Source organism: Pseudomonas sp. HB05 (assembly GCF_016756915.1).
In the GTDB taxonomy this organism is placed as follows: domain Bacteria; phylum Pseudomonadota; class Gammaproteobacteria; order Pseudomonadales; family Pseudomonadaceae; genus Aquipseudomonas; species Aquipseudomonas alvandae.
The window spans coordinates 39,755-62,506 of record NZ_JAESPG010000014.1 but is presented as its reverse complement, the minus strand read 5'-3'; the positions used below and the strand labels follow the sequence as shown (position 1 = coordinate 62,506).

The 22,752-nt window shown below is 62.4% G+C and carries 19 protein-coding genes; 12 read left to right on the top strand and 7 right to left on the bottom strand.

What is annotated here, in order from left to right:
* Positions 1-212: 212 nt before the first annotated feature.
* Positions 213-1,139, top strand: a complete 927-nt coding sequence (locus JMN22_RS14350) for an SdiA-regulated domain-containing protein (protein ID WP_030140523.1) — start codon at positions 213-215, stop codon at positions 1,137-1,139.
* 120 nt (positions 1,140-1,259) lie between these two features.
* Positions 1,260-2,174: an SdiA-regulated domain-containing protein gene (locus JMN22_RS14345; protein ID WP_030140524.1), complete on the top strand. Its 915-nt coding sequence runs from the start codon at positions 1,260-1,262 to the stop codon at positions 2,172-2,174.
* A 147-nt stretch (positions 2,175-2,321) separates the two neighbouring features.
* Here JMN22_RS14345 and rpiA read toward each other — a convergent pair whose 3' ends face one another.
* Positions 2,322-2,996 (bottom strand): ribose-5-phosphate isomerase RpiA, encoded by a 675-nt coding sequence (gene rpiA / locus JMN22_RS14340; RefSeq protein ID WP_030140525.1) that lies wholly within the window; start codon positions 2,994-2,996, stop codon positions 2,322-2,324.
* A gap of 251 nt (positions 2,997-3,247) precedes the next feature.
* Here rpiA and ilvA point away from each other — a divergent pair, with 251 nt between their 5' ends.
* From ilvA to JMN22_RS14320, 4 genes are read left to right on the top strand one after another with little or no spacing between them, the layout of a single operon-like run.
* Positions 3,248-4,762: a threonine ammonia-lyase, biosynthetic gene (gene ilvA, locus JMN22_RS14335; protein ID WP_030140526.1), complete on the top strand. Its 1,515-nt coding sequence runs from the start codon at positions 3,248-3,250 to the stop codon at positions 4,760-4,762.
* Positions 4,763-4,800: 38 nt separating this feature from the next.
* Complete coding sequence (locus JMN22_RS14330) at positions 4,801-5,214, top strand: DUF2269 family protein (protein WP_030140527.1); 414 nt, start codon at positions 4,801-4,803, stop codon at positions 5,212-5,214.
* A gap of 15 nt (positions 5,215-5,229) precedes the next feature.
* Positions 5,230-6,486 (top strand): SDR family oxidoreductase, encoded by a 1,257-nt coding sequence (locus tag JMN22_RS14325; RefSeq protein WP_030140528.1) that lies wholly within the window; start codon positions 5,230-5,232, stop codon positions 6,484-6,486.
* Positions 6,483-6,950 carry a DUF2269 family protein gene (locus JMN22_RS14320; protein ID WP_030140529.1) on the top strand — a complete coding sequence of 156 codons (468 nt, stop codon included), beginning with the start codon at positions 6,483-6,485 and terminating at the stop codon, positions 6,948-6,950. Before JMN22_RS14325 ends, JMN22_RS14320 begins: the two co-directional genes overlap by 4 nt.
* A gap of 40 nt (positions 6,951-6,990) precedes the next feature.
* On the opposite strand, the gene JMN22_RS14315 is transcribed toward JMN22_RS14320, so the two are convergent.
* Complete coding sequence (locus tag JMN22_RS14315) at positions 6,991-7,647, bottom strand: HAD family hydrolase (protein WP_030140530.1); 657 nt, start codon at positions 7,645-7,647, stop codon at positions 6,991-6,993.
* A gap of 143 nt (positions 7,648-7,790) precedes the next feature.
* On the opposite strand from JMN22_RS14315, the gene JMN22_RS14310 reads away from it, so the two are divergent.
* Together JMN22_RS14310 and ptsP are read left to right on the top strand one after the other, a co-directional pair.
* Positions 7,791-8,270 (top strand): RNA pyrophosphohydrolase, encoded by a 480-nt coding sequence (locus JMN22_RS14310; protein ID WP_003186867.1) that lies wholly within the window; start codon positions 7,791-7,793, stop codon positions 8,268-8,270.
* A 22-nt stretch (positions 8,271-8,292) separates the two neighbouring features.
* Positions 8,293-10,572, top strand: coding sequence for a phosphoenolpyruvate--protein phosphotransferase (ptsP, locus tag JMN22_RS14305; protein WP_030140531.1), 2,280 nt, complete (start codon positions 8,293-8,295; stop codon positions 10,570-10,572).
* 126 nt (positions 10,573-10,698) lie between these two features.
* Here the strand turns inward: ptsP and JMN22_RS14300 are convergent, their stop codons facing one another.
* Entirely contained in the window at positions 10,699-11,445 is a 747-nt protein-coding gene (locus tag JMN22_RS14300; RefSeq protein ID WP_198797028.1) for an NRDE family protein, read from the bottom strand.
* 292 nt (positions 11,446-11,737) lie between these two features.
* Between JMN22_RS14300 and JMN22_RS14295 the strand changes: the two genes are divergently transcribed.
* The 3 genes from JMN22_RS14295 (at position 11,738) to JMN22_RS14285 (ending at position 14,418) form a co-directional block, all read left to right on the top strand.
* A complete protein-coding gene (locus JMN22_RS14295) occupies positions 11,738-12,520 on the top strand; it encodes a sulfite exporter TauE/SafE family protein (RefSeq protein ID WP_198797091.1) in 783 nt (260 codons plus the stop codon).
* Positions 12,521-12,588: 68 nt separating this feature from the next.
* Positions 12,589-13,398, top strand: a complete 810-nt coding sequence (lgt, locus tag JMN22_RS14290; RefSeq protein ID WP_030140534.1) for a prolipoprotein diacylglyceryl transferase — start codon at positions 12,589-12,591, stop codon at positions 13,396-13,398.
* A 48-nt stretch (positions 13,399-13,446) separates the two neighbouring features.
* The gene (locus JMN22_RS14285) at positions 13,447-14,418 is read left to right on the top strand and encodes a thymidylate synthase (RefSeq protein ID WP_198797027.1); all 972 of its coding nucleotides are present in this window, start codon (positions 13,447-13,449) and stop codon (positions 14,416-14,418) included.
* Between the two features lie 137 nt (positions 14,419-14,555).
* On the opposite strand, the gene cadR is transcribed toward JMN22_RS14285, so the two are convergent.
* A complete protein-coding gene (cadR, locus tag JMN22_RS14280) occupies positions 14,556-15,002 on the bottom strand; it encodes a Cd(II)/Pb(II)-responsive transcriptional regulator (protein WP_030140536.1) in 447 nt (148 codons plus the stop codon).
* 87 nt (positions 15,003-15,089) lie between these two features.
* Here cadR and JMN22_RS14275 point away from each other — a divergent pair, with 87 nt between their 5' ends.
* Positions 15,090-17,309: a heavy metal translocating P-type ATPase gene (locus JMN22_RS14275; protein WP_198797026.1), complete on the top strand. Its 2,220-nt coding sequence runs from the start codon at positions 15,090-15,092 to the stop codon at positions 17,307-17,309.
* A gap of 198 nt (positions 17,310-17,507) precedes the next feature.
* On the opposite strand, the gene JMN22_RS14270 is transcribed toward JMN22_RS14275, so the two are convergent.
* The 3 genes from JMN22_RS14270 to JMN22_RS14260 are packed head-to-tail and all read right to left on the bottom strand — an operon-like array spanning position 17,508 to position 22,716.
* Entirely contained in the window at positions 17,508-20,555 is a 3,048-nt protein-coding gene (locus tag JMN22_RS14270; protein WP_198797025.1) for an efflux RND transporter permease subunit, read from the bottom strand.
* Positions 20,552-21,616 (bottom strand): efflux RND transporter periplasmic adaptor subunit, encoded by a 1,065-nt coding sequence (locus tag JMN22_RS14265; protein WP_030140539.1) that lies wholly within the window; start codon positions 21,614-21,616, stop codon positions 20,552-20,554. The genes JMN22_RS14270 and JMN22_RS14265 overlap by 4 nt, the downstream gene beginning before the upstream one ends.
* Positions 21,613-22,716: an efflux RND transporter periplasmic adaptor subunit gene (locus JMN22_RS14260; RefSeq protein WP_198797024.1), complete on the bottom strand. Its 1,104-nt coding sequence runs from the start codon at positions 22,714-22,716 to the stop codon at positions 21,613-21,615. Before JMN22_RS14260 ends, JMN22_RS14265 begins: the two co-directional genes overlap by 4 nt.
* Positions 22,717-22,752 lie beyond the last annotated feature (36 nt).

The following is a 22,752-nucleotide window of genomic DNA, read 5'->3' as shown; positions in this document are numbered from 1 at the left end:
TGTGGGGGCGTGAGTGCGGGCGATAGCGGTCTATCCGACACTTTAATGTTGGCTGACACACCGCTATCGCGAGCAAGCTCGCTCCCACATGGGGATAGGTGAAGGCCTGCCCTACCATTTACCGTTTTTTTCACATGCCATCCGGATAATTCCGGGGATCGCGGCATCTGAGCCTGCCAATCCCTCGTGCGAATTTCTGGAACGCATCCCCGATGGCCAAGACCCAAACCCTGCCCACTTCCGCCCGACGCGCTCGCTTTGGCTTGCCTTGGTATGCCTGGCTGTTGCTGGGAGCCGTCGCTGCCTACGGGCTGGCATTCGCAATGCATTGGGATGACCGAGGCCTGCTTTGGGTATCCGAACGCTTCGAAAGCCCGGCCCAGCGCCAGGAAAGTGTCTGGCTCCCGGATTACCGCGCCGTGATCGACGCCAAGCCCCTGCCTGGCATGGAAAAAGACGAAGCCTCGGACGTGACCTACAACCCGCAGACCAAAACGCTGTTTGCAGTCATGGGCAAGAACCCGTTCCTGGCGGAACTGAGCCTGCAGGGCGACGTGCTGCGCAAAATGCCTTTGGTGGGCTGGAGTAATCCCGAAGGCGTGGCCTACATGGAAGACGGCCTGCTGGCCATCACGGATGAGCGAAAGCATACCCTGTCGATCGTGCAGGTCGATGCCCATACGCAAGCGCTGAATCGCAAGGACTTTCCTGAATACGATCTTGGCCCGTCCAAGAATCAGAACAAAGGGTTCGAGGCAGTCGTCTGGGATCCGCGTAACCAGCAACTGGTGCTGGGTGAAGAGCGACCACCCGCCCTGTTCACCTGGAAAAGCGATGGCAGCCAATCGCTCAAGGGCGACAAGCAGATCCATGTGAGCAACGAGCTGGATTTGCGCAACCTCTCGGCCCTGGCGATCGATCCTCGCACCGGCCATATGCTGGTATTGTCCGCCGACTCCCATCTGCTGCTGGAACTGGACGAAAAAGGTGATCAGGTCAGTTTCATGACGCTGCTGGGCGGCTTCAACGGCCTGAATGACACGATCCCGCGCGCCGAAGGTGTCACTGTCGATGAAGCAGGCAATATCTACTTGGTCAGCGAACCCAACCTGTTCTATCGTTTTGAAAAAACACGCTGATCGCGCGAACTCTGTAGGATAAATCGTCCTTCGCTGTAGGGTGTGGCACACAGCCATTAAGCTTCAGTTCAGGCAGTCGTGGTATTTCCAACCACCTGTTCTTATCCGAGCCCACACCACATGCGTCGACTCGCCCGCCCCAAGCCCCTTATTTTTGTGCTCTTGACGTTCGTGCTGGTTCTACTGATCACCGCAGGACAGTACCTGCGCCTGTTCGAGCGCGCCTGGTTCAACATCAATACCCTGTGGCATACCGGTAGCGAGCAGGCCATTGCCTTGGATAAATATCAGACCACGGTGCAAGCCCAGGTCATCGAAGGACTCGACGATGATGTGTCGGCGCTGACGTACGATCCGATCCGCAAGAGCTTGTTCACCGTGACCAATCAGAATGCCGAACTGATCGAGTTGTCGCTGGACGGCAAGGTCCTGCGGCGCATCGCCCTGATCGGCTTCGGCGACCCGGAAGCGGTGGAATTCATCAGTGAGAACATCTACGTCATCACTGATGAACGCCAGCAACGACTGATCAAGATTCATCTGGAAGAAGACACCCGGTTCCTCGACGCGGCCGACGCCGAGCAAATCACGCTTGGCGTACACATGAACGGCAACAAAGGTTTCGAAGGGTTGGCCTATGACTCGATCGGCAAGCGCCTGTTCGTTGCCAAGGAGCGCGACCCGATGCTGATTTATGAAGTACACGGTTTTCCCCACCACAACCCGGAAAAATCCTACGCAGTTCATGTGATCAACAACCCCAAGCGCGACGCCGGATTGTTTGTCCGCGATCTCTCAAGCCTGCAATACGACGAACGCAGCGGCCATTTGCTGGCCCTGTCCGATGAGTCGCGGTTGATCATCGAGCTGGATATCGACGGACGACCGCTGAGTACGCTGTCGTTGAACAAGGGTCGCCATGGACTGGAAAAAACCATACCGCAGGCCGAAGGCCTGGCCATGGACGACGATGGCAACCTGTACGTGGTGAGCGAGCCGAATCTGTTCTATGTGTTCAAGAAGCCACAGCCTTGATGCACCACAAAACCTAATGTGAGAAAACCAATGTGGGAGCGCGCTTACTCGCGATGGCAGTGTGTCAGCCAACAGCAGTGTGTCGGATAGACTGCCATCGCGAGCAAGCTCGCTCCCACAGGGTTCGGTGCTGAATCAGCCCGGCGTTTACTCAGCCCGCAGGGTCTTCACCCCTTCAGCAGTCCCCAACAACAGCACATCCGCCGGACGGGCAGCGAACAGGCCATTGGTGACCACACCGACGATGGCATTGATCTGGCTTTCCAGTTCCACGGGATTGGTGATCTGCAGGTTGTGCACATCGAGGATGATGTTGCCGTTGTCGGTCAACACGCCCTCGCGATACACCGGGTCGCCGCCCAGCTTCACCAACTGGCGCGCCACGTGGCTGCGAGCCATCGGGATGACCTCCACCGGCAGCGGGAACGCGCCGAGCACCGGCACCAGCTTGCTGGCATCGGCGATGCAGATGAACGTCTTGGCGACGGCCGCGACGATTTTCTCACGGGTCAATGCCGCGCCGCCGCCCTTGATCAAGTTCAGGTGCGCATCGCTTTCGTCGGCGCCATCGATGTAGAACTCCAGGTCGCTCACGGTGTTGAGCTCGTACACCGGGATGCCGTGGCCCTTGAGGCGTGCGGCGGTGGCTTCGGAGCTGGCGACCGCGCCATCGAACGCACCCTTGTGCTGCGCGAGCGCGTCGATGAAGCAATTGGCGGTAGAGCCGGTGCCCACCCCGACGATGCTCTTGTCATCCAGTTTCGGGAGGATGAGGTCGACAGCGGCCTGGGCCACGGCCTGTTTGAGTTGATCCTGGGTCATGCGGGCTCCGAAGGTGCCGAGAGGGAACGAAAGGCCGGCATTATAGGCGTAGAAACCGTGGCGAGGGAGCTTGCTCCCGCTTGAGTGCGAAGCGCTCATCGCTTTTTCTGGGGCCGCTGCGCGACCCAGCGGGAGCAAGCTCCCTCGCCACGGGGGCTTCTGCGCCCAAAGTGCCTTAATTCGTGTGGTCGCCCGGCCAAAAGCCGGGTTAGACTCCTTGGCCCTGCCCAACCCGCTCAGTGATGCTTCCGATGCTTGAACAGTACGTCAAAAAGATCCTCACCTCGCGCGTTTACGACGTTGCCGTGGAAACCCCGCTGCAGACCGCTCGCCAGCTCTCCGAGCGGCTGGGCAACGAGGTCTGGCTCAAGCGCGAAGACTTGCAACCGGTGTTCTCGTTCAAGATTCGCGGGGCCTACAACAAGCTGACCCAGCTCAGCGACGAAGAGCGCGCCCGCGGCGTGGTCACGGCGTCGGCGGGCAACCATGCCCAGGGCCTGGCGCTGGCCGCCAAGGTGCTGGGGGTGAAAGCCACCATCGTCATGCCCAAGACCACGCCGGAAATCAAGGTCGAAGGCGTGCGCTCCCGTGGCGGCAAAGTGGTGCTGCATGGCGACTCGTTCCCTGAAGCCCTGGCCTATTCGCTAAAGCTGGTGGACGAAAAGGGCTACGTCTACATCCACCCATACGACGATCCTCACACCATTGCCGGGCAGGGCACGGTGGCGATGGAAATCCTGCGCCAGCACCCGGGGCGCCTCGATGCGATTTTCGTCCCGGTGGGCGGTGGCGGGCTGATCGCAGGGATCGCGGCCTATGTGAAATACCTGCGTCCGGAGATCAAGATCATCGGCGTCGAGCCCGACGATTCCAACTGCCTGCAAGCGGCCATGGCCGCTGGCGAGCGCGTGGTCCTGCCCACCGTGGGCCTGTTCGCCGATGGCGTGGCCGTGGCGCAGATCGGCCAGCACACCTTTGATATCTGCAAACACTACGTGGATGAGGTCATCACCGTCAGCACTGACGAGATCTGCGCTGCGATCAAGGATATCTACGACGATACCCGCTCGATTACCGAACCTGCCGGCGCCCTGGGCGTTGCCGGGATCAAGAAATACGTCGAGACGCGCAGCATCAGCGGCCAGACCCTGGTGGCCATCGACTCCGGCGCCAACGTCAACTTCGACCGCCTGCGCCACGTGGCCGAGCGCGCCGAACTGGGTGAAGGCCGCGAAGCGATCATCGCCGTGACCATTCCCGAGAAGCCAGGCAGCTTCAAGGCTTTCTGCGAGGCCATCGGCAAACGCCAGATCACCGAATTCAACTACCGCTACAACACTGGCAGCGAAGCGCACATCTTCGTTGGCGTGCAGACGCACCCGGAAAACGACCCACGCAGCAAGCTGATCGCCAGCCTGACCGAGCAGGGCTTCCCGGTGCTGGACCTGACCGACAACGAACTGGCCAAGCTGCACATTCGCCACATGGTCGGTGGCCACGCGGCTCACGTCATTGACGAAGTGGTCCTGCGTTTCGAATTCCCGGAGCGTCCGGGGGCACTGTTCAACTTCCTCAACAAGCTGGGCGGTCGTTGGAATATCTCGATGTTCCACTACCGCAACCATGGCGCGGCGGATGGCCGTGTCGTCGCCGGGCTGCAAGTACCCCATGATGAACGCCACCTCGTGCCGGCCGCCCTGGAAGAAATCGGTTATCCGTACTGGGATGAGAGCGACAATCCGGCCTATCAGCTGTTTCTTGGTTGAGAGGCTACGCTCAAGGACATCGGCTCAAGGAAAAACCCATGGAAACTCTGCTGACCTTGAAAGTGCTGCACGTCGCAGCCACGGTCGTTCTGCTGGCTTGCGGTGTGAGCCTGGCCGTCCTGGCCTGGCGCAAGCGCAGCGAGGGGCCGACCTGCACGCTGCGGCGCCCATGGCTGTTCGCCTGGGGCGTGATGCTGCTCTGCATGCTGAGCATGCCGTTTACCGGCTGGTGGCTCGTCCATCTGGTGGGCTGGCCGCTGGGCCAAACCTGGCTGCTGGGCTCCAGCGTTATCTATACCGTGGCGGCGCTCAGCGTTTTCTGGCTGTTGGCACGGCTCAATCGTCAGCGAACGGCCAGCGGCGGTGGCGGCAAATTCACCTGGGTGCTGGCGATCATCAGTGGGATCGGTTTCCTGTCCATTGCCGCCTTGATGGGCGCCAAGCCGATCTAAGCGACAAGGATCGCCATGAAGATTTTGCTGGTGGGTGGCGGCGGCTTTATCGGCGGCAATCTGCTGCGAGCGCTGCACGGCGCCGGCCATTCGATCATCGCAACAAGCCGCCAGGCACGAGCATCGAGCTGGCCCGGAGTCGAATGGCTGGCGCTGGATCTCGGCTTGCTGGCGAGCGATCCCGGGCATTTTTCGTTCCCCGACGACGTCGACTTGCTGATCAACGCTGCCGGCCTGTTGAGCGTTGATACTCAAGCGCTGAGCCTGGTCCAGGATCACGGCGCCCGAGCGCTGTTCGACCAGGCCGCACGCCGGGGCGTACCGGTCCTGCAGATCTCCGCGCTGGGAGCGAGTGCCCAATCCGACGTGCCCTTTCTGAACAGCAAAGGCATGGCCGACGAATACTTGTCCGGCTTGAACAATGTTTCCGTTGTGCTGCGACCGTCGTTGGTGCTGGGACCGGGCGGCGCAAGCAGCGGTTGGCTGGCAGGACTTTCGCCTTGGCCGGTGATCCCCTTGCTGGATCTGAAAGCCCGTATTCAACCCGTGCACATCGATGACCTGGCCGGCGCAGTCCTCGCCCTCCTGCGGCACTGGCCAACCGAGTCGGTGGTGCTGCCATTGGTGGGGCCAGAGCCGATGACCCTGGCGCAGCTTATCGACCGTTTGCGAGCCGCCCAAGGTTGGCCGCCAGCGCGCTACCTGCGAGCGCCGACCTTGTTGACCGAAGTGGGCAGCCGGATGGGGGATCGGTTCGGCTGGCGCGCCCTGAACCGGCAAAGCGTGGCGCTGGCGCAACGGGACAACCTGGCTGACCCTGCGGTACTCGCTTCAGTCTGCGGCTATCGCGCCGCCCCGGTGCAAACCTGCCTGCATGAATGGCCGACGATCGCCCAAAGCAGCCTTCGGGCTATTCGTCCATTGATGTTCGCCGTACTGGCACTTATCTGGCTGGGAACCGCCGCGGTGTGCCTCGGCCCCGGCTACGACTGGGGCTTGCGCATCCTGGCCGAAGCCGGCGTCTACGGCACCTGGGCGAAGCTTGCGGTGGTCAGCGGCGCGCTGTGCGACGGTGCGCTGGGCGTGGGCATGTTGCTCCAGCGTTGGCGACGCCAGGCATTGCGGCTGCAGTTGGGATTGATGCTCGGCTACACGCTGTGCATCAGCTTTATCCTGCCGCACTATTGGTTCGACCCTTATGCGGCTGTCGCCAAGAACCTGGTGTTGATAGTCGCGACTTTATGGCTGCTTTGGACCGAACCCCGCCAATGAGCATTTACCTGCTACTGAAAACCCTGCACATCCTGTCTTCGACCGTCCTGTTCGGCCTGGGCGCCGGGTCTGCCTACTACGCGCTTCGGGCCTGGCGCAGCGGCAAGCTTGAAGTCATTGCCGTCACCTTCAGGCATCTGGTCTTCGCCGATTGGGCGTTCACCGCCACGACCGCCGTGTTCCAGCCACTGAGCGGCCTGGCCCTGGTGCACATCGCCGGCTGGCCATTGCAGCAGAGCTGGTTGATGTGGAGCATCGGCCTTTATTGCCTGGCGGGCGCCTGTTGGCTGCCGGTGGTCTGGTTGCAGATCCGCGTACACAAAATGGCCGAGCACGCCTTGCGGGACGGCACGCCCATGCCGATCAAAGCCGCCACTTACATGCGCTGGTGGTTTGCGCTGGGCTGGCCAGCGTTCCTGGCATTCATGGCGATTTTCTATTTGATGGTGGCCAAGCCCGCTTGAGGCCAGCCCACCTGACGATCTACGGTGGGCGCCGAAGCACTCAGTCCCGCAGGCTGATCACCGGCCAACCCCGCTTCTCGGCCTCGGCCCGCAGGTTCGGATCCGGATCCACCGCCACCGGATGCGTCACCGCTTCCAATAGCGGCAAGTCATTCATCGAGTCGCTATAGAAGTAGCTGTCCTCCAGCGAATAGCCGGTCTCCTCCAGCCAACGGTTCAGTCGGGTCACCTTACCTTCGCGGAAACACGGGATATCGGTGCTGCGTCCGCTGTAGCGCCCGTCGATCATTTCGCATTCGGTGGCGATCAGGGTCTCGACCCCCAGGCGTTCAGCAATCGGGGCGGTGACGAAGCGGTTGGTGGCGGTGATGATCACCAGTTTATCGCCAGCGTCGCGGTGCTTTTTCAACAGTTCGATGGCTTGGGGCAACACGATCGGCTCGATGCAGTCGCGCATGTAGTCAAGATGCCACTGCGCCAGTACTTCCATCTCGGTGCGGCCGAGGATTTCCAGGCAGAAGTTCAGGTATTCGGCATTGTCGAGCTTGCCGGCCAGGTAGTCCTGGTAGAACGCGTCGTTGCGCGCCTTGTATGTAACAGCGTCGAGGAACCCGCGCTCACACAGGTAATCGCCCCAGGCGTGGTCGCTGTCGCCGCCCAACAGCGTATTGTCCAAGTCGAATAAAGCCAGCCGCATTGCAGTTACTCGCTGAAAATTCTGAAGAAAGGCGTCCAGAATACGGACTTTTCACAAGAGTGCACATAAGCTAGGGACGCTCGTTGCTGCTTTCACAACCTTTGTGGAACAATGCGGCGACATGCGTTTGCGAGGTTGTTGCCGTGATCGATCCCGATGGTTTCCGTCCCAATGTGGGGATCATTCTTACGAATGATGCTGGGCAGGTGCTATGGGCACGCCGTATCAATCAAGACGCCTGGCAGTTTCCCCAGGGTGGGATCAATCCCCAGGAGACGCCGGAAGAGGCCTTGTACCGCGAGTTGAATGAAGAAGTCGGGCTGGAGCGAGAGGATGTTGAGATACTCGCCTGCACCCGAGGCTGGTTGCGCTATCGTTTGCCGCAACGCCTGGTCAGGACGCACAGCCAGCCGCTGTGCATCGGCCAGAAGCAGAAATGGTTTCTCCTGCGCCTGATCTCCAACGAGCAGCGGGTGCGGATGGATTTGACCGGTAAACCGGAGTTCGATGGCTGGCGCTGGGTCAGCTATTGGTATCCGTTGGGCCAGGTGGTGACATTCAAGCGCGAGGTGTATCGACGCGCCCTTAAAGAGCTTGCCCCGCGCCTGCTGACGCGCGACTGACGACGGAGTTCGACCCCGAGCCATGCTCAATACGCTGCGCAAGATCGTCCAGGAAGTTAACTCCGCCAAGGATCTCAAGGCGGCGTTGGGGATTATTGTGTTGCGCGTCAAAGAGGCCATGGGCAGCCAAGTCTGCTCGGTCTACCTGCTTGATCCCGAGACCAACCGTTTCGTGCTGATGGCCACCGAGGGCTTGAACAAGCGCTCCATCGGCAAGGTCAGCATGGCCCCCAATGAAGGCCTGGTCGGCCTGGTCGGCACGCGCGAAGAACCCCTGAACCTCGAAAACGCCGCGGATCACCCGCGCTACCGCTACTTTGCCGAAACGGGCGAAGAGCGCTACGCCTCGTTCCTTGGCGCACCGATCATTCACCACCGCCGCGTCGTCGGCGTGTTGGTCATCCAGCAAAAAGAGCGCCGCCAGTTCGACGAAGGTGAAGAAGCCTTCCTCGTGACCATGAGCGCGCAACTGGCCGGGGTTATCGCCCACGCCGAGGCCACTGGCTCGATCAGCGGCCTGGGTCGCCAGGGCAAGGGCATCCAGGAAGCCAAGTTCGTCGGCGTGCCGGGTTCACCGGGCGCGGCGGTGGGCACGGCGGTGGTCATGTTGCCGCCCGCCGACCTCGACGTGGTGCCGGACAAGGCCATCAGCGACATCGACGCCGAGCTGGGGTTGTTCAAGACCGCCATCGAAGGCGTGCGGGCCGACATGCGCGCCTTGTCGGCGAAGCTGGCGACGCAGTTGCGCCCGGAAGAACGGGCACTGTTCGACGTCTACCTGATGATGCTCGACGATGCCTCTCTGGGCAGCGAAGTCACCACGGTCATCAAGACCGGCCAATGGGCCCAGGGCGCGCTGCGCCAGGTGGTGACCGACCACGTCAACCGTTTCGAACTGATGGACGACGCCTACCTGCGCGAGCGCGCCTCGGACGTCAAGGACCTTGGCCGCCGACTGCTGGCCTACTTGCAGCAAGAGCGCCAGCAGACCCTGGTCTACCCCGACAACACCATCCTGGTCAGTGAAGAGCTGACCCCGGCCATGCTCGGCGAAGTCCCCGAAGGCAAGCTGGCGGGGCTGGTCTCGGTATTGGGCTCGGGCAACTCCCACGTGGCGATCCTGGCCCGGGCCATGGGCATCCCGACGGTGATGGGCCTGGTGGACCTGCCGTACTCGAAGGTCGACGGCATCCAGATGATCGTCGATGGCTACCATGGCGAGGTCTATACCAACCCCAGCGACGTGCTGCGCAAGCAGTTCGCCGATGTGGTGGAGGAAGAAAAGCAACTGTCCCTGGGCCTGGATGCGCTGCGGGACCTGCCGTGCGTGACCCTCGACGGCCACCGCATGCCGCTGTGGGTCAACACCGGCCTGCTGGCCGACGTGGCCCGGGCACAGAAGCGTGGCGCCGAAGGCGTAGGCCTTTACCGCACCGAAGTGCCATTCATGATCAACCAGCGCTTCCCCAGCGAAAAGGAACAGCTGGCGATCTACCGCGAGCAACTGGCCGCGTTCCACCCGCAACCGGTAACCATGCGCAGCCTGGACATCGGCGGCGACAAGTCCCTGTCCTATTTCCCGATCAAGGAAGACAACCCCTTCCTTGGCTGGCGCGGCATTCGCGTGACGCTCGACCATCCGGAGATCTTCCTGGTCCAGGCCCGCGCCATGCTCAAGGCCAGCGAAGGCTTGAATAACCTGCGCATCCTGTTGCCGATGATTTCCGGCACCCATGAACTGGAAGAAGCCCTGCACCTGATCCACCGGGCCTGGGGCGAAGTGCGCGATGAAGGCACCGACGTGCCGATGCCGCCAGTCGGGGTGATGATCGAAATTCCGGCAGCGGTGTACCAGACCAAGGAACTGGCGCGGCAGGTGGACTTCCTCTCGGTAGGGTCCAACGACCTGACCCAGTACTTGCTCGCCGTGGACCGCAACAATCCACGGGTGGCCGACCTCTACGATTACCTCCACCCGGCGGTGCTGCAAGCCTTGCAGACCGTGGTGCGCGACGCCCATGCCGAAGGCAAGCCGGTGAGCATCTGCGGCGAAATGGCCGGTGACCCGGCGGCGGCGGTGCTGCTCATGGCGATGGGTTTCGACAGCCTGTCGATGAACGCCACCAACCTGCCGAAAGTGAAATGGATGCTGCGCCAGATCAACCTCAGCAAGGCCCAGGAACTGCTGGCGGAGCTGATGACCATCGACAATCCGCAGGTGATTCATAGTTCCTTGCAGTTGGCGCTGAAGAACCTTGGGCTGGCGCGGATGATCAATCCGGCGTCGAGCAAGACGCTCTAAATCCTGCGGCGAGCATTTGTGGCGAGGGAGCTTGCTCCCGCTGGCGGGCGAAGCCCGCCCAAAAGCTTTGGGGCTACTTCGTAGCCCAGCGGGAGCAAGCTCCCTCGCCACGGGATATCGTCGGCATTAAACGAGCAGCTCCACCTCCCCCAAATGCCCCCCATGGGGCCCGAAACTGCGCTCGACCATCTGCCGCGTCCCATCGGCATGGACGATCAGCGCCGTACTCGCCCGCGTTCCGTAGGCCGGGCTGGCAATAAACACACTCGACAGCAGCATCTCCGTCGCCAACCCCACCCCCGTGTCCGGCAGTTCAGCCACTGGCGCAGGTTGCGGGTCGTTCAACAGCGCCAGCAAGGCCTGGGGCTGCGGATCGTCCAGCACTTCGCTCAATGCCGTTCGAGCCTTGAGCAACTTTGGCCAGGGCGTGTTCAGCCCGGCGTTGGACACGCCGTAGACCCCTTCGGCCAACTGTTGCGGCCGGGTATCGCGGGCGTTGTAGTGCCAAAGCTCCGTACCGTCGCCAAGCAGCAGGTTAAAACCACCGTACTCGCCGGCACGTGGCACCACTTCGCTTAGGTAATCAGTAATCGACAGAGTCCCGGCCAGGAACCGCGCCACCAGCTCGCCGCGGGACTTGAAGGCCGGCAACTGGCCTGGATCGCGGATGTTTGTCAGGGCCGCAAAGCGACCGTCGGCGCCCACACCCAGCCAGGTGCCGCCAGCCTCCAGGTCACGACCGGCGTGGACATGGGGCGCGTCAGGCCACTGGGCCAGGGGCAAGGTCGGCCGGGCGTAGAACTCGTCGCGGTTGGCCGCCACGATCAGCGGCTGGGCGTGGCCAGGGCGCCAGGCAAATACGATCAGGCACATCAGGTTGTCCTGTTATGGGATAAAACCGAGCAGCGCTTTTGTGGCGAGGGGATTTATCCCCGTTTGGGCTGCGCAGCGGCCCCAAGCTCCGGCAACTCGGTATATCAGTTGACCAAATTGAAGGTCCAGGGGCTACTTCGTAGCCCAGCGGGGATAAATCCCCTCGCCACAGGGACAGCGATCTTTGCCACTCTACTCATACATTGCCCCGGCATCCATCGCCTTCAGTGGAGCCAGATGCCCTCGATCCGTTACCATGCCGCTCTTATTTGCGATGGTCGAGGCGACGCTGGTGGAATTTTTGCTCTATCTGCTGCTCGGCGCCTGCGCCGGCGTGCTGGCCGGGCTGTTCGGCGTGGGGGGCGGAATGATCATCGTCCCGGTGCTGGTGTTCAGTTTCACCTTGCAGGGTTTCGATCCGCAGGTGTTGACGCACCTGGCCGTCGGTACCTCCCTGGCGTCGATCATCTTCACGTCGGTCAACGCCGTGCGCGAACATCATCGCAAAGGCGCGGTGCGCTGGCTGATCTTCGCCTGGATGACCGTCGGGATCCTGATCGGCGCCGGTTTCGGCGCGCTTACCGCCGAAGCCATTTCCGGCCCGCACCTGCAAAAAATCATCGGTGTGTTCGCCATGCTCGTCGCTGCGCAACTGGCCCTGGACTTCAAGCCCAAGGCCAGCCGCACGGTGCCGGGCAAGGTCGGGCTGACCCTGGCCGGCACGGTCGTTGGCTGGGCCTCGGCGATTTTCGGCATCGGCGGCGGTTCGCTGACCGTGCCATTCCTGACCTGGCGCAGCGTACCGATGCAACAAGCGGTGGCGACTTCCTCGGCCTGCGGGCTGCCGATCGCCCTGGTCAGTGCGCTAAGTTTCATGATTCTGGGGTGGCACGATCCGCTGTTACCGCCCCATAGTCTCGGTTTTGTGTATCTGCCTGCCCTGCTGGGGATCGCCCTGACGAGCATGGTCTTCGCCCGCGTCGGCGCGCGGCTGGCCCATCGCCTGTCACCGCGCTTGCTCAAACGGTTGTTCGCCGCTTTGCTGTTCAGCGTGGGCTTGAGTTTCCTGCTCTGACGCAATCCTGGCTTAATCCCGAGGTGGCAGCGTCGCCCGGGTATTTTTGACGTTTACGAGGAATATCAATGCTGCCTTACCCGCAGATCGATCCGGTGGCCCTGGCCATCGGCCCGCTGAAAATCCACTGGTACGGCCTGATGTACCTGATCGGCATCGGCGGTGCCTGGCTGCTGGCGTCGCGCCGGCTCAACCGCTTCGACCCGACCTGGAACAAGGAAAAGCTCTCCGACCTGGTGTTCTGGCTGTCCATGGGCGTGATCGTCGGCGGACGCCTGGGCTATGTGCTGTTCTACGACCTGAGCGCCTACCTGGCCAACCCGACGCTGATTTTCGAAGTCTGGAAGGGCGGCATGTCGTTCCACGGCGGGTTCATCGGCGTGATGCTGGCGGCGTTGTGGTTCGGCAAGCGCAACAACAAGTCGTTTTTCGAACTGATGGACTTCGTCGCGCCGATGGTGCCGATCGGCCTGGGCGCCGGGCGCATCGGCAACTTCATCAATGCCGAATTGTGGGGCAAGCCGACCGACGTGCCGTGGGCGATGATCTTCCCACCCTTCAGCGACCCGGCGCAGTTGCCGCGCCACCCGTCGCAGCTCTATCAATTCGCCCTCGAAGGCGTGGCACTCTTCCTGATTCTCTGGCTGTTCTCGCGCAAGCCGCGGCCAACCATGGCGGTGTCGGGCATGTTCGCCCTGTTCTATGGCATCTTCCGCTTCATCGTCGAATTCGTCCGCGTCCCGGATGCCCAGCTCGGCTATCTGGCGTGGAACTGGCTGACCATGGGCCAGGTGCTGTGCCTGCCGATGATCATCGGTGGCCTCGCGCTGATCTGGCTGGCCTATCGTCGCGCGCCGGCTGCCGCCGCCAAAGTTTAAATTCGAACCCCGGGGCGCTGGCCCCGGGTTCAAGGACACAGGTAACCCATGAAGCAATATCTCGATCTGGTGGCCCACGTCATCAAGAACGGCACCAAGCAAGCCAACCGCACCGGCGTGAACACCATCAGCTTCCCCGGCGCCATGCTGCGCTATGACTTGAAGGAAGGCTTTCCCGCCATCACCACCCGCAAGATGGCCTTCAAATCGGCCATCGGCGAAATGTGCGGTTTCCTGCGTGGCGTGAACAATGCCGCTGAATTTCGCGCCTTGGGCTGCAAGGTCTGGGACCAGAACGCCAACGAAAACGCCCAGTGGCTGGCCAACCCGTTCCGCCAGGGTGAAGACGACCTGGGCGAGATCTACGGCGTGCAGTGGCGCAAATGGCCGGCCTACAAGCAGATCTCCCTGAACAACCAGGCGGCCATCGAGCAGACGCTGGCCCAGGGTTACCGGCAGATCGCCGAGGGCGAAGAAAACGGCCAGGCCTACGTGGTGCTGTACAAGGCCATCGACCAGGTTCGCCAGTGCGTCGACACCATCATCAAGGACCCGGGCAGCCGGCGCATCCTGTTCCACGGCTGGAACTGCGCCCAGCTCGATGAAATGGCCCTGCCGCCGTGCCATCTGCTCTACCAGTTCCACCCGAATGTCGAGACCCGGGAAATTTCCCTGACCCTCTACATCCGCTCCAACGACCTGGGCCTGGGCACGCCGTTCAACCTCACCGAAGGCGCCGCGCTGCTGAGCCTGATCGGGCGCCTGACCGGCTACACGCCGCGCTGGTTCACCTATTTCATCGGCGACGCCCACGTCTACGAAAACCACTTGGACATGCTCAACGAACAGCTCACCCGCGAGCCGTTCCCGATGCCCAAGCTGGTGATTTCCGAGCGAGTGCCGGAGTTTGCCAAGACCGGTTTTTACCAGCCGGAGTGGCTGGAGCAAGTGGAGCCGGGCGATTTCTCCCTCGAAGGCTACCAGCACCACGCGCCGATGACCGCGCCGATGGCGGTCTGAAAGACACCGCCATCCCCCCCTGTGGGAGCGAGCTTGCTCGCGATAGGTCCAGTACATTCAACATCAATGTTGACTGATAGGTTGCTATCGCGAGCAAGCTCGCTCCCACATTGGTTCTCCTTTGTTCAAATACCAGTTCAATGCCCATGACTCCTGCCCACATGTGAATGCTCCACCTCCGGCGCCACCGCGCCGCTCACTTCCAACCGTTGCAGGATCCCGCATTGATCCAGGTCCGGCCCTTCGCCGCAGCGATGGCGCAGGTCGATCAGTTGCGCCTGCAAGGCCATCAGGCCATCGATGCGCGCCTTGACGTGGTCGATGTGCTCGTCGATCAGGGCGTTGACGCTCTCGCACTGATCCTGGGGACTGTCGCGCAAGGCCAGGAGGCTGCGGATTTCTTCGAGGGTCATGTCCAGGGTGCGGCAGTTGCGGATGAACGTCAGCCGCTCGGCGTGGGCTTGGGTATAAACGCGATAATTACCGTCGCTGCGGGCCGGTTCCGGCAGCAGGCCTTCGCGCTCGTAGTAGCGGATGGTCTCGACCTGGCAGTCGGTGATTTTCGCCAGTTCTCCGATCTTCATGGTGTGGCCTCCGAAAATAGGTGCTTGACCCTATAGTGGCTACAGGGTCTTTACTGCGCAACAGGCACTTTTTACGGACATCTTCCGATGAGCGATTCCCTTCACATCCACAAACCCGACCACGGCCACGCCCATGGGCACTCCTGCTGCGCCTCGAAAGCGGCACCGTCGGTGGTCAGCCTCGGCAAAACGCCGACGGACGGTGCGCGGCTGAGCAGTTTTCGCATCGAAGCCATGGACTGCCCCACCGAGCAGACGCTGATCCAGAACAAACTCGGCAAGCTCGAAGGCGTGCAGCAGCTGGAATTCAACCTGATCAACCGCGTGCTGGGCGTGACCCATGATTTGCCCAGCGATGCCCCCATCATCAAGGCCATCAAATCCCTCGGGATGCAGGCGGAGCCACTGGCGGCCGGCCAGGAAAAGCCGACCAATAACTTGCCTGCCCCAGCGAAGCCCTGGTGGCCACTGGCGTTGTCCGGCGTCACGGCACTGGCTGCCGAGGTGATTCACTTCACCAACGCCGCGCCGAACTGGGTGGTCGCGTTGGTTGCATTGGTCTCGATTCTTAGCGGCGGTCTCGGCACGTATAAGAAGGGTTGGATTGCCCTGAAAAACCTCAACCTGAACATCAACGCCTTGATGAGCATCGCGGTGACCGGCGCCGTGCTGATCGGCCAATGGCCGGAGGCGGCGATGGTGATGTTCCTGTTCACCGTGGCCGAACTGATCGAAGCCAAATCCCTCGATCGCGCACGCAACGCCATCAGCGGCCTGATGCAAATGGCGCCGGAACAAGCCACGGTGCAACAGGCCGATGGCACGTGGCAGGTAGAGGACGTGAAGACCATTGCCCTCGGTGCCAGGGTACGGCTTCGTCCTGGCGAACGGGTTGGGCTGGACGGTGACGTGGTCGCCGGGCGCTCGACCATTGACCAGGCGCCCATCACCGGTGAGAGCCTGCCGGTGGAAAAAACCGTGGGCGATAAAGTCTTCGCCGGCACCATCAACCAGGCCGGCGAACTGGAATACACGGTCACCGCCGCTGCCGATCAATCGACCCTGGCGCGAATCATCCACGCTGTGGAACAGGCCCAAGGTTCCAGGGCGCCTACCCAGCGCTTCGTCGATCGATTCTCGAAAGTCTACACCCCGGCGGTGTTTGCCCTGGCCCTGGCCGTGGCGATCATCCCACCGCTGTTCATGGGCGCGAGCTGGTTCGACTGGATCTATCGCGCGCTGGTCCTGCTGGTGGTCGCCTGTCCTTGCGCGCTGGTGATTTCCACCCCGGTGACCATCGTCAGCGGCCTGGCAGCAGCGGCGCGCAAAGGCATATTGGTCAAGGGTGGCGTCTATCTTGAAGGCGGCCACAAGCTCGATTACCTGGCCCTGGACAAGACCGGCACCATCACCCACGGCAAGCCGGTACAGACCGATTACGTGCTGCTGGACCCGACCACGGAAGCCACCGTCCCAGCCTTGGCCGCCAGCCTCGCGGCACGCTCGGACCACCCGGTTTCCCGGGCGATTGCCGAGGCGGCTGTGGATAAACCACTGGCGCAGCATGCTGTGGATAACTTCGCCGCGCTGGCCGGGCGCGGTGTTCGTGGCGACATCGGCGGCCAGACCTATCACTTGGGCAATCACCGCCTCGTGGAAGATCTCGGCCTGTGTTCCCCGGAACTGGAAGAGCAACTCTTCGCCCTGGAAAAGCAAGGCAAGTCCGTGGTGCTGCTGCTCGACAGCACAAAGCCCTTGGCGCTGTTTGCCGTCGCCGACACCGTGAAGGATTCCAGCCGCGAAGCCATCCGGCAATTGCACGGACTGGGTATCAAGACATTGATGCTGACGGGCGACAACGCCCACACCGCCGAGGCGATCGCCCAGCAGGTCGGCATCGATCAGGCCCGTGGCGACCTGCTGCCGGAGGACAAGCTGCACGCCATCGAAAATCTGTATGCCCAAGGCCACCGGGTCGGCATGGTCGGCGACGGCATCAACGACGCCCCGGCCCTGGCCCGCTCGGAAATCGGTTTCGCCATGGCGGCGGCCGGCACCGACACGGCCATCGAAACCGCCGACGTTGCCTTGATGGATGACGATCTGCGCAAGATTCCGGCGTTCATCCGGCTGTCGCGGCAGACCTCGAGCATTCTCAAGCAGAACATCGCCCTGGCGTTGGTTATCAAGGCGGTTTTCCTCGGCGTGACCTTCGCCGGGCTGGCGACCATGTGGATGGCGGTGTTTGCCGACATGGGGGTGAGTTTGCTGGTGGTGTTCAATGGGTTGCGGTTGTTGCGCAAGTAAAGATTGACGGTGACTGGAAGGGCCCTATCGCGAGCAAGCTCGCTCCCACAGTGGTTCTTTGTTGCTCACAGAATATGTGTTCACTAAAGATCCCTGTGGGAGCGAGCTTGCTCGCGATGGGCTGCGCAGCAGGCCTTATTGGGGCCGCTTCGCGGCCCAGCGGGAGCAAGCTCCCTCGCCACAAGGTCTGCACGCGCTTCAATCACGCTTCGGCTCGCGGATCTTGTACCAGGCCACGTACAGCGCCGGCAGGAACAGCAGCGTCAGCAACGTGGCGACAATGATCCCACCGATCATCGCATAGGCCATCGGCCCCCAGAACACTTCGCGGGCAATCGGGATCATCCCCAGGCTCGCCGCAGCCGCCGTCAGCAGGATCGGCCGGCGTCGGTGTTCGGTGGCTTCCACCACCGCGTCCCAGGGTTCGTAGCCGTCACGCTCATACTCGTCGATCTGGGTCACCAGGATCACCGAGTTACGAATGATGATGCCAATCAGCGCAAGGATGCCAAGGATCGCCACGAAGCCCATGGGCGTGCCCGTCGGCACCAGCGCCAGCACCACGCCGATCAGGCCCAACGGCGCGACGCTCGCCACCAGGAACAGCTTCTGCACGCTGTGCAGTTGGATCATCAGGAACGTCGCCATCAAGAACAGCATCAGCGGTACCACGCTGGCGATAGGTCCTTGGGCCTTGCTGCTTTCTTCCACCGTACCGCCAGTCGCGATCTTGTAGCCCACCGGCAACTTGGCGGCGAACTTGTCGATGTCCGGTTGCAACTGCCTCACCAGGTCCGTGGGCTGGATTTCATCGCGCACGGCGGCCTTGATGGTGATGGTCGGCTTGCGGTCGCGACGCCACACCAGCGGCTGCTCCAGCTCATAACGCACCGTGGCGAAGGCCAGCAGCGGAATCGACGTGCCGCCCGGGGTGACGATCTGCAGGTTCTGCAGGGTTTCCGGCGAACCACGCTCGGCGTCTTCGGCGCGCCCTACCACGTCGATCAGGTAGATATCGTCGTTGACCTGGGTCACCGGCGAGCCGCTGACGATGCTGTTCATCAGCCGGGCCACGTCGTCCGAAGAGAGCCCCAACTGCCGCGCCTTGTCCTGGGCGATGTCGATGCGCAGCACCTTGCCCGGCTCGTTCCAGTCGTAGATGATTTCGCCGATGTGCGAGTTCTTGTCCAGCTCGGTCGCCAACTCGATCGCATGCTTGCGCACCTGGTCGATGTCCTTGCCGCTGACCCGATACTGGATCGGCCGTCCCACCGGCGGGCCCATTTCCAGCGCTTGCACGTAGCTGCCGATGCCGACGAAATCTTCCCGCAGGCGTTTCTGCAAGCGCTCGGTCAGCGCCGCCCGCGACTCCAGGCCCTTGCTGACAATCACCAGTTGCGCGTAGTACGGGTTCTGCAACTGTTGGTCCAGCGGCAGATAGAAACGAATGGCGCCTTCGCCGATGTAAGTGCTCCAGCGCGCGATGTCCGGGTCATCCTTGAGGGTCGCTTCCAGGCGGTCGACCGCTTTGCGCGTCTCGTCCATCGAGGCGTTTTGCGGCAGGTTGAGGTCCACCAGGATCTCCGGGCGGTCCGAAGACGGGAAGAACTGGTTCTGCACGAAGCGCATGCAAAACACCGCCAACGCGAACAGCAGCACCGTGATCCCGATGGCCCACCAGCGATTGCGCATCGCCCACAGCAGGCCGCCATTGAACGCCCGGCCGATCCGCCCCGGCTCGGCGCTGTGGGGTTTGACGTCGGCGCTGAGGATGTGCACACCGATCACCGGCGCAAACAGCACCGCGACGATCCATGACACCAGCATCGCCACGGCAATCACCGCGAACAGGGTAAAGGTGTATTCGCCCGCCGAACTGGCGTTCAGGCCGATGGGCACGAAACCGGCCACGGTCACCAGGGTCCCGGTGAGCATGGGGAAAGCGGTCGAGGTGTAGGCGAACGTGGCGGCCTGGTCCTTGCTGTCGCCCTTTTCCAAACGGGTCACCATCATTTCCACGGTGATCATCGCGTCGTCCACCAGCAGCCCGAGGGCGATGATCAGCGCGCCGAGGGAGATCCGCTGCATGGTGATGCCGCTGTATTCCATAAACACGAATACCATCGCCAACACCAACGGAATCGAGCAGGCCACCACCAGCCCGGCCCGGATGCCGAGGCTGATGAAACTGACGACCAGCACGATGATCACCGCCTCGAACAGCGCGCTGGTGAAACCGCCGACAGCTTCCTCCACCACCTCGGCCTGGTCCGACACCGTATGCACGCCGACGCCCACCGGCAGGTCGGCGGTCAGTTCATCCATGCGCGCGTGCAGCGCCTTGCCGAATTCCTGGATGTTGCCGCCCTTCTTCATGGCGATGGCCAAGCCAATGGCCGGCGTGCCATTGAAGCGGAACATCGGTGTGGCGGGGTCGACATAACCACGGCGGATATCGGCGATGTCAGCCAGTCGATAGAAGCGATCGTTGAGTCGCAGGTTGACGTTGGCCAGGTCCTTTTCCGACTGGAACTGCCCCGACGTGCGCACGGAAATTCGCTCCGGCCCGGCGTCGATCACCCCGGCCGGGGTGACGGCGTTCTGCGATTGCAGGCTCTGCACCACCTGGCGTTGATCGATGCCCAGGGCCGCGAGTTTGCGCGTGGAGAAGTTCAGGTACAGCACTTCGTCCTGCTCGCCGACCATCTCCACCTTGCCCAGGCCAGGCACGTCGCGGATCTCGGCGCGTACTTGCTCCACGTAATCGCGCAACTGACGCATCGACAGGCCGTCGCCGGTGAAGGCGTACACCGAGCCATAGACGTCGCCGAACTCATCGTTGAATCCCGGACCTTGCAGGCCTTCGGGGAAATCGCCGCGGATGTCGTTGATCTTCTTGCGGACCTGGTACCAGATCTCCGGGATTTCCTTGGCGCCCGTGGTATCGCGCAGGTACACGAACACCGTGGACTCACCGGGCCGGGTGTAGCTCTTCACATAATCGAGGGAATCGAGCTCCTCGAGTTTTTTCTCGATGCGGTCCGTGACCTGCTTGAGCGTTTCTTCCTGGGTCGCGCCAGGCCAGCGGGTCTGGATGACCATGGTCTTGATGGTGAACGACGGATCCTCCTCGCGGCCCAGGTTCATGTAGGAGAACACGCCCATCAGCAGCGCGACGAACATCAGGTACCAGACGAATGACTGATGCCGCAGGGCCCATTCCGATAAGTTGAAAGGCCCTTTCATCGTGCGTCCTCGTCGAGTTTCACTTTTTGCCCCGGCTGGAGACTGTTCACGCCAGCGCTGACCACGCGGTCGCCGGGCTTGATGCCGTTGGCCACCAACACCGAGTCGTCCGACCGTTCGAGCACCTGTACGTCCCGGGGCGAAACCGTCTGGTCCTGCGGGTTGACCAGCCAGATTCGCGTCTTGCCATCCACTTCCTGCAGCGCACTGAGCGGCAACTCGATGCGCGGTTCGATGGCCGAGCTCAGGGTCACGCTGATGGCCGTGCCCAGGCGAAATCCTGGCGGTGTATCGGTCAGGGTCAGGCGTGCGCGTCGCGTGCGGGTGGCGCTTTGCGCCTGGGGTTCGATCTCGCGCACGATGGCCGTGGTGCGGGTCGCCGGGTCGAGTTGCGCGGCGACTTCGAACACCACGTCCTCCGGCAGGCGTTCGGCCAACCCGGCAGGCAAGTCGATCACCGCTTCCTTGATGTCCGGACGGGCCAGTGTCACCACCTGCTGGCCGGCGGTCACCACTTGCCCGGCCTCGGCAGTCCAAGCCGTGACGACGGCGTCATGATCGGTGTGCAGTTCGCTGTAGTTGAGCTGGTCACGGGCCTGCTCAACCGAGGCCCGCGCCTGCTCCAGGGATGCTGCGGTGGTTTTCAGATCGGTCTGGGCGACGTCCAGTTGCGCCTGGGCGCCAACGCCACGGTCGAACAATTGTTGCTGGCGACGGGCGTTGGCCTGGGCATTGATGTACTGCGCCTGGATTCGCGCGAGGTCGCCCTGGGCGGCGCGCAACTGGTTCTGCTGGTCGGTGGGGTCGAGGGTCGCGAGCAAGTCGCCCTTCTTCACCTCGGCACCGACATCGACGTTGCGGCTGGCAATACGGCCCGGCACCCGGAACCCCACGTTGGTTTCGTAGCGGGCCTGGATATTCCCGGCGAAGCGTCCGAGGGCCTGTTGGTCGAGGGCCCGAACCTCGATGGACAACACCGGTCGGATCGGCTCCGGCGGCGCTTCTTCTTTCGAACAGGCGGCCAGCAGCAGGCCGGCCGAAACCATCCACAGGCGCTTCATGGCTGGGCTCCTGTCGGGGCTTTGTCGTGATTGTTTTCGGCGACTTCGACGCGCACGCCAGGATGGAGCAATTGCCCGCCGGCAATGATGATCTTCTCGCCGCCCTTGAGCCCGTCACTGATGATGACCTTGCCGGTCAAATAGCGGCCGACCGTGACCGTCTGCAACTGCGCCTTGCCCTCGCCGTCCACCAACCACACGGCCGGCTCGCTGAGGTTCTTCGTCAGTGCCGACCAAGGCAATTCCACGGCGGTCTTGCCGGCGGATTTGGCCGTGGCGCTGACCACCGACCCCAGGCGCATGCCTTCAGGCAAATCATTGAGCGTGACCTTGACCTGCACGGTACCGGTCTCGGCGGACACCGCCGGGGTAATCTCGCGCACCGTGCCGGTGGTCTTGATGGCCGGGTTGTCCAGCAGGCTGATGGTGATCTGCGGGTCCGAGGGCGGTTCGCGCAGCAGTGATTCGTAGATGTTGAACACCGCGTCACGCTCGCCGTCCCGGGCCAGGCTGAAAATCGGCTCCGTGGCCTGGACCACCTGGCCGACTTCGGCCTGGCGCGCCGTGATGATGCCGGGCACCTCGGCAATGAGCGCGGTATAACTGAGCTGTTCGCGGGCGTTGGCCAATTGGGCCTGGGCCGCCGTCAACGCGCTCTGGCTACTGCGCAATTGCGCCTGGGCCGTGTCGTATTCGCTCTGGCTGGTGTAGCCCTTGGGCAAGAGTTTCTGCTGGCGAACGAAGGCCGCCGCGCTCTGCTTGACCCGCGCCTGTTCGGCGGCCACCTGGGCTTCGGCGGAATCGACGTTGGTCTGCAAGTCGCGAGGATCGAGCCGGGCCAGCACTTGCCGGGCCGAGACCCGGTCGCCGACGTCGACCTTGCGCTCGATGATCTTGCCGCCCACACGAAACGACAGATCGGTTTGCACCCGGGCCTGGACATCGCCGGTCAGCGTGACCGAGGCCGCGTACTCGCTGGGTGTGGCTTGTTGGATGAACACCCGGGGCAAGGCTTTTTCCTCGGGTTTCTTGTCACCACACCCCGTCAACAACGCACACACGCCCAAGCCAACAATCAATTTGATTCCAGGACCAGTCATGCAGACTCCTTTGCGTTGTACCGACGTACCAGTGAC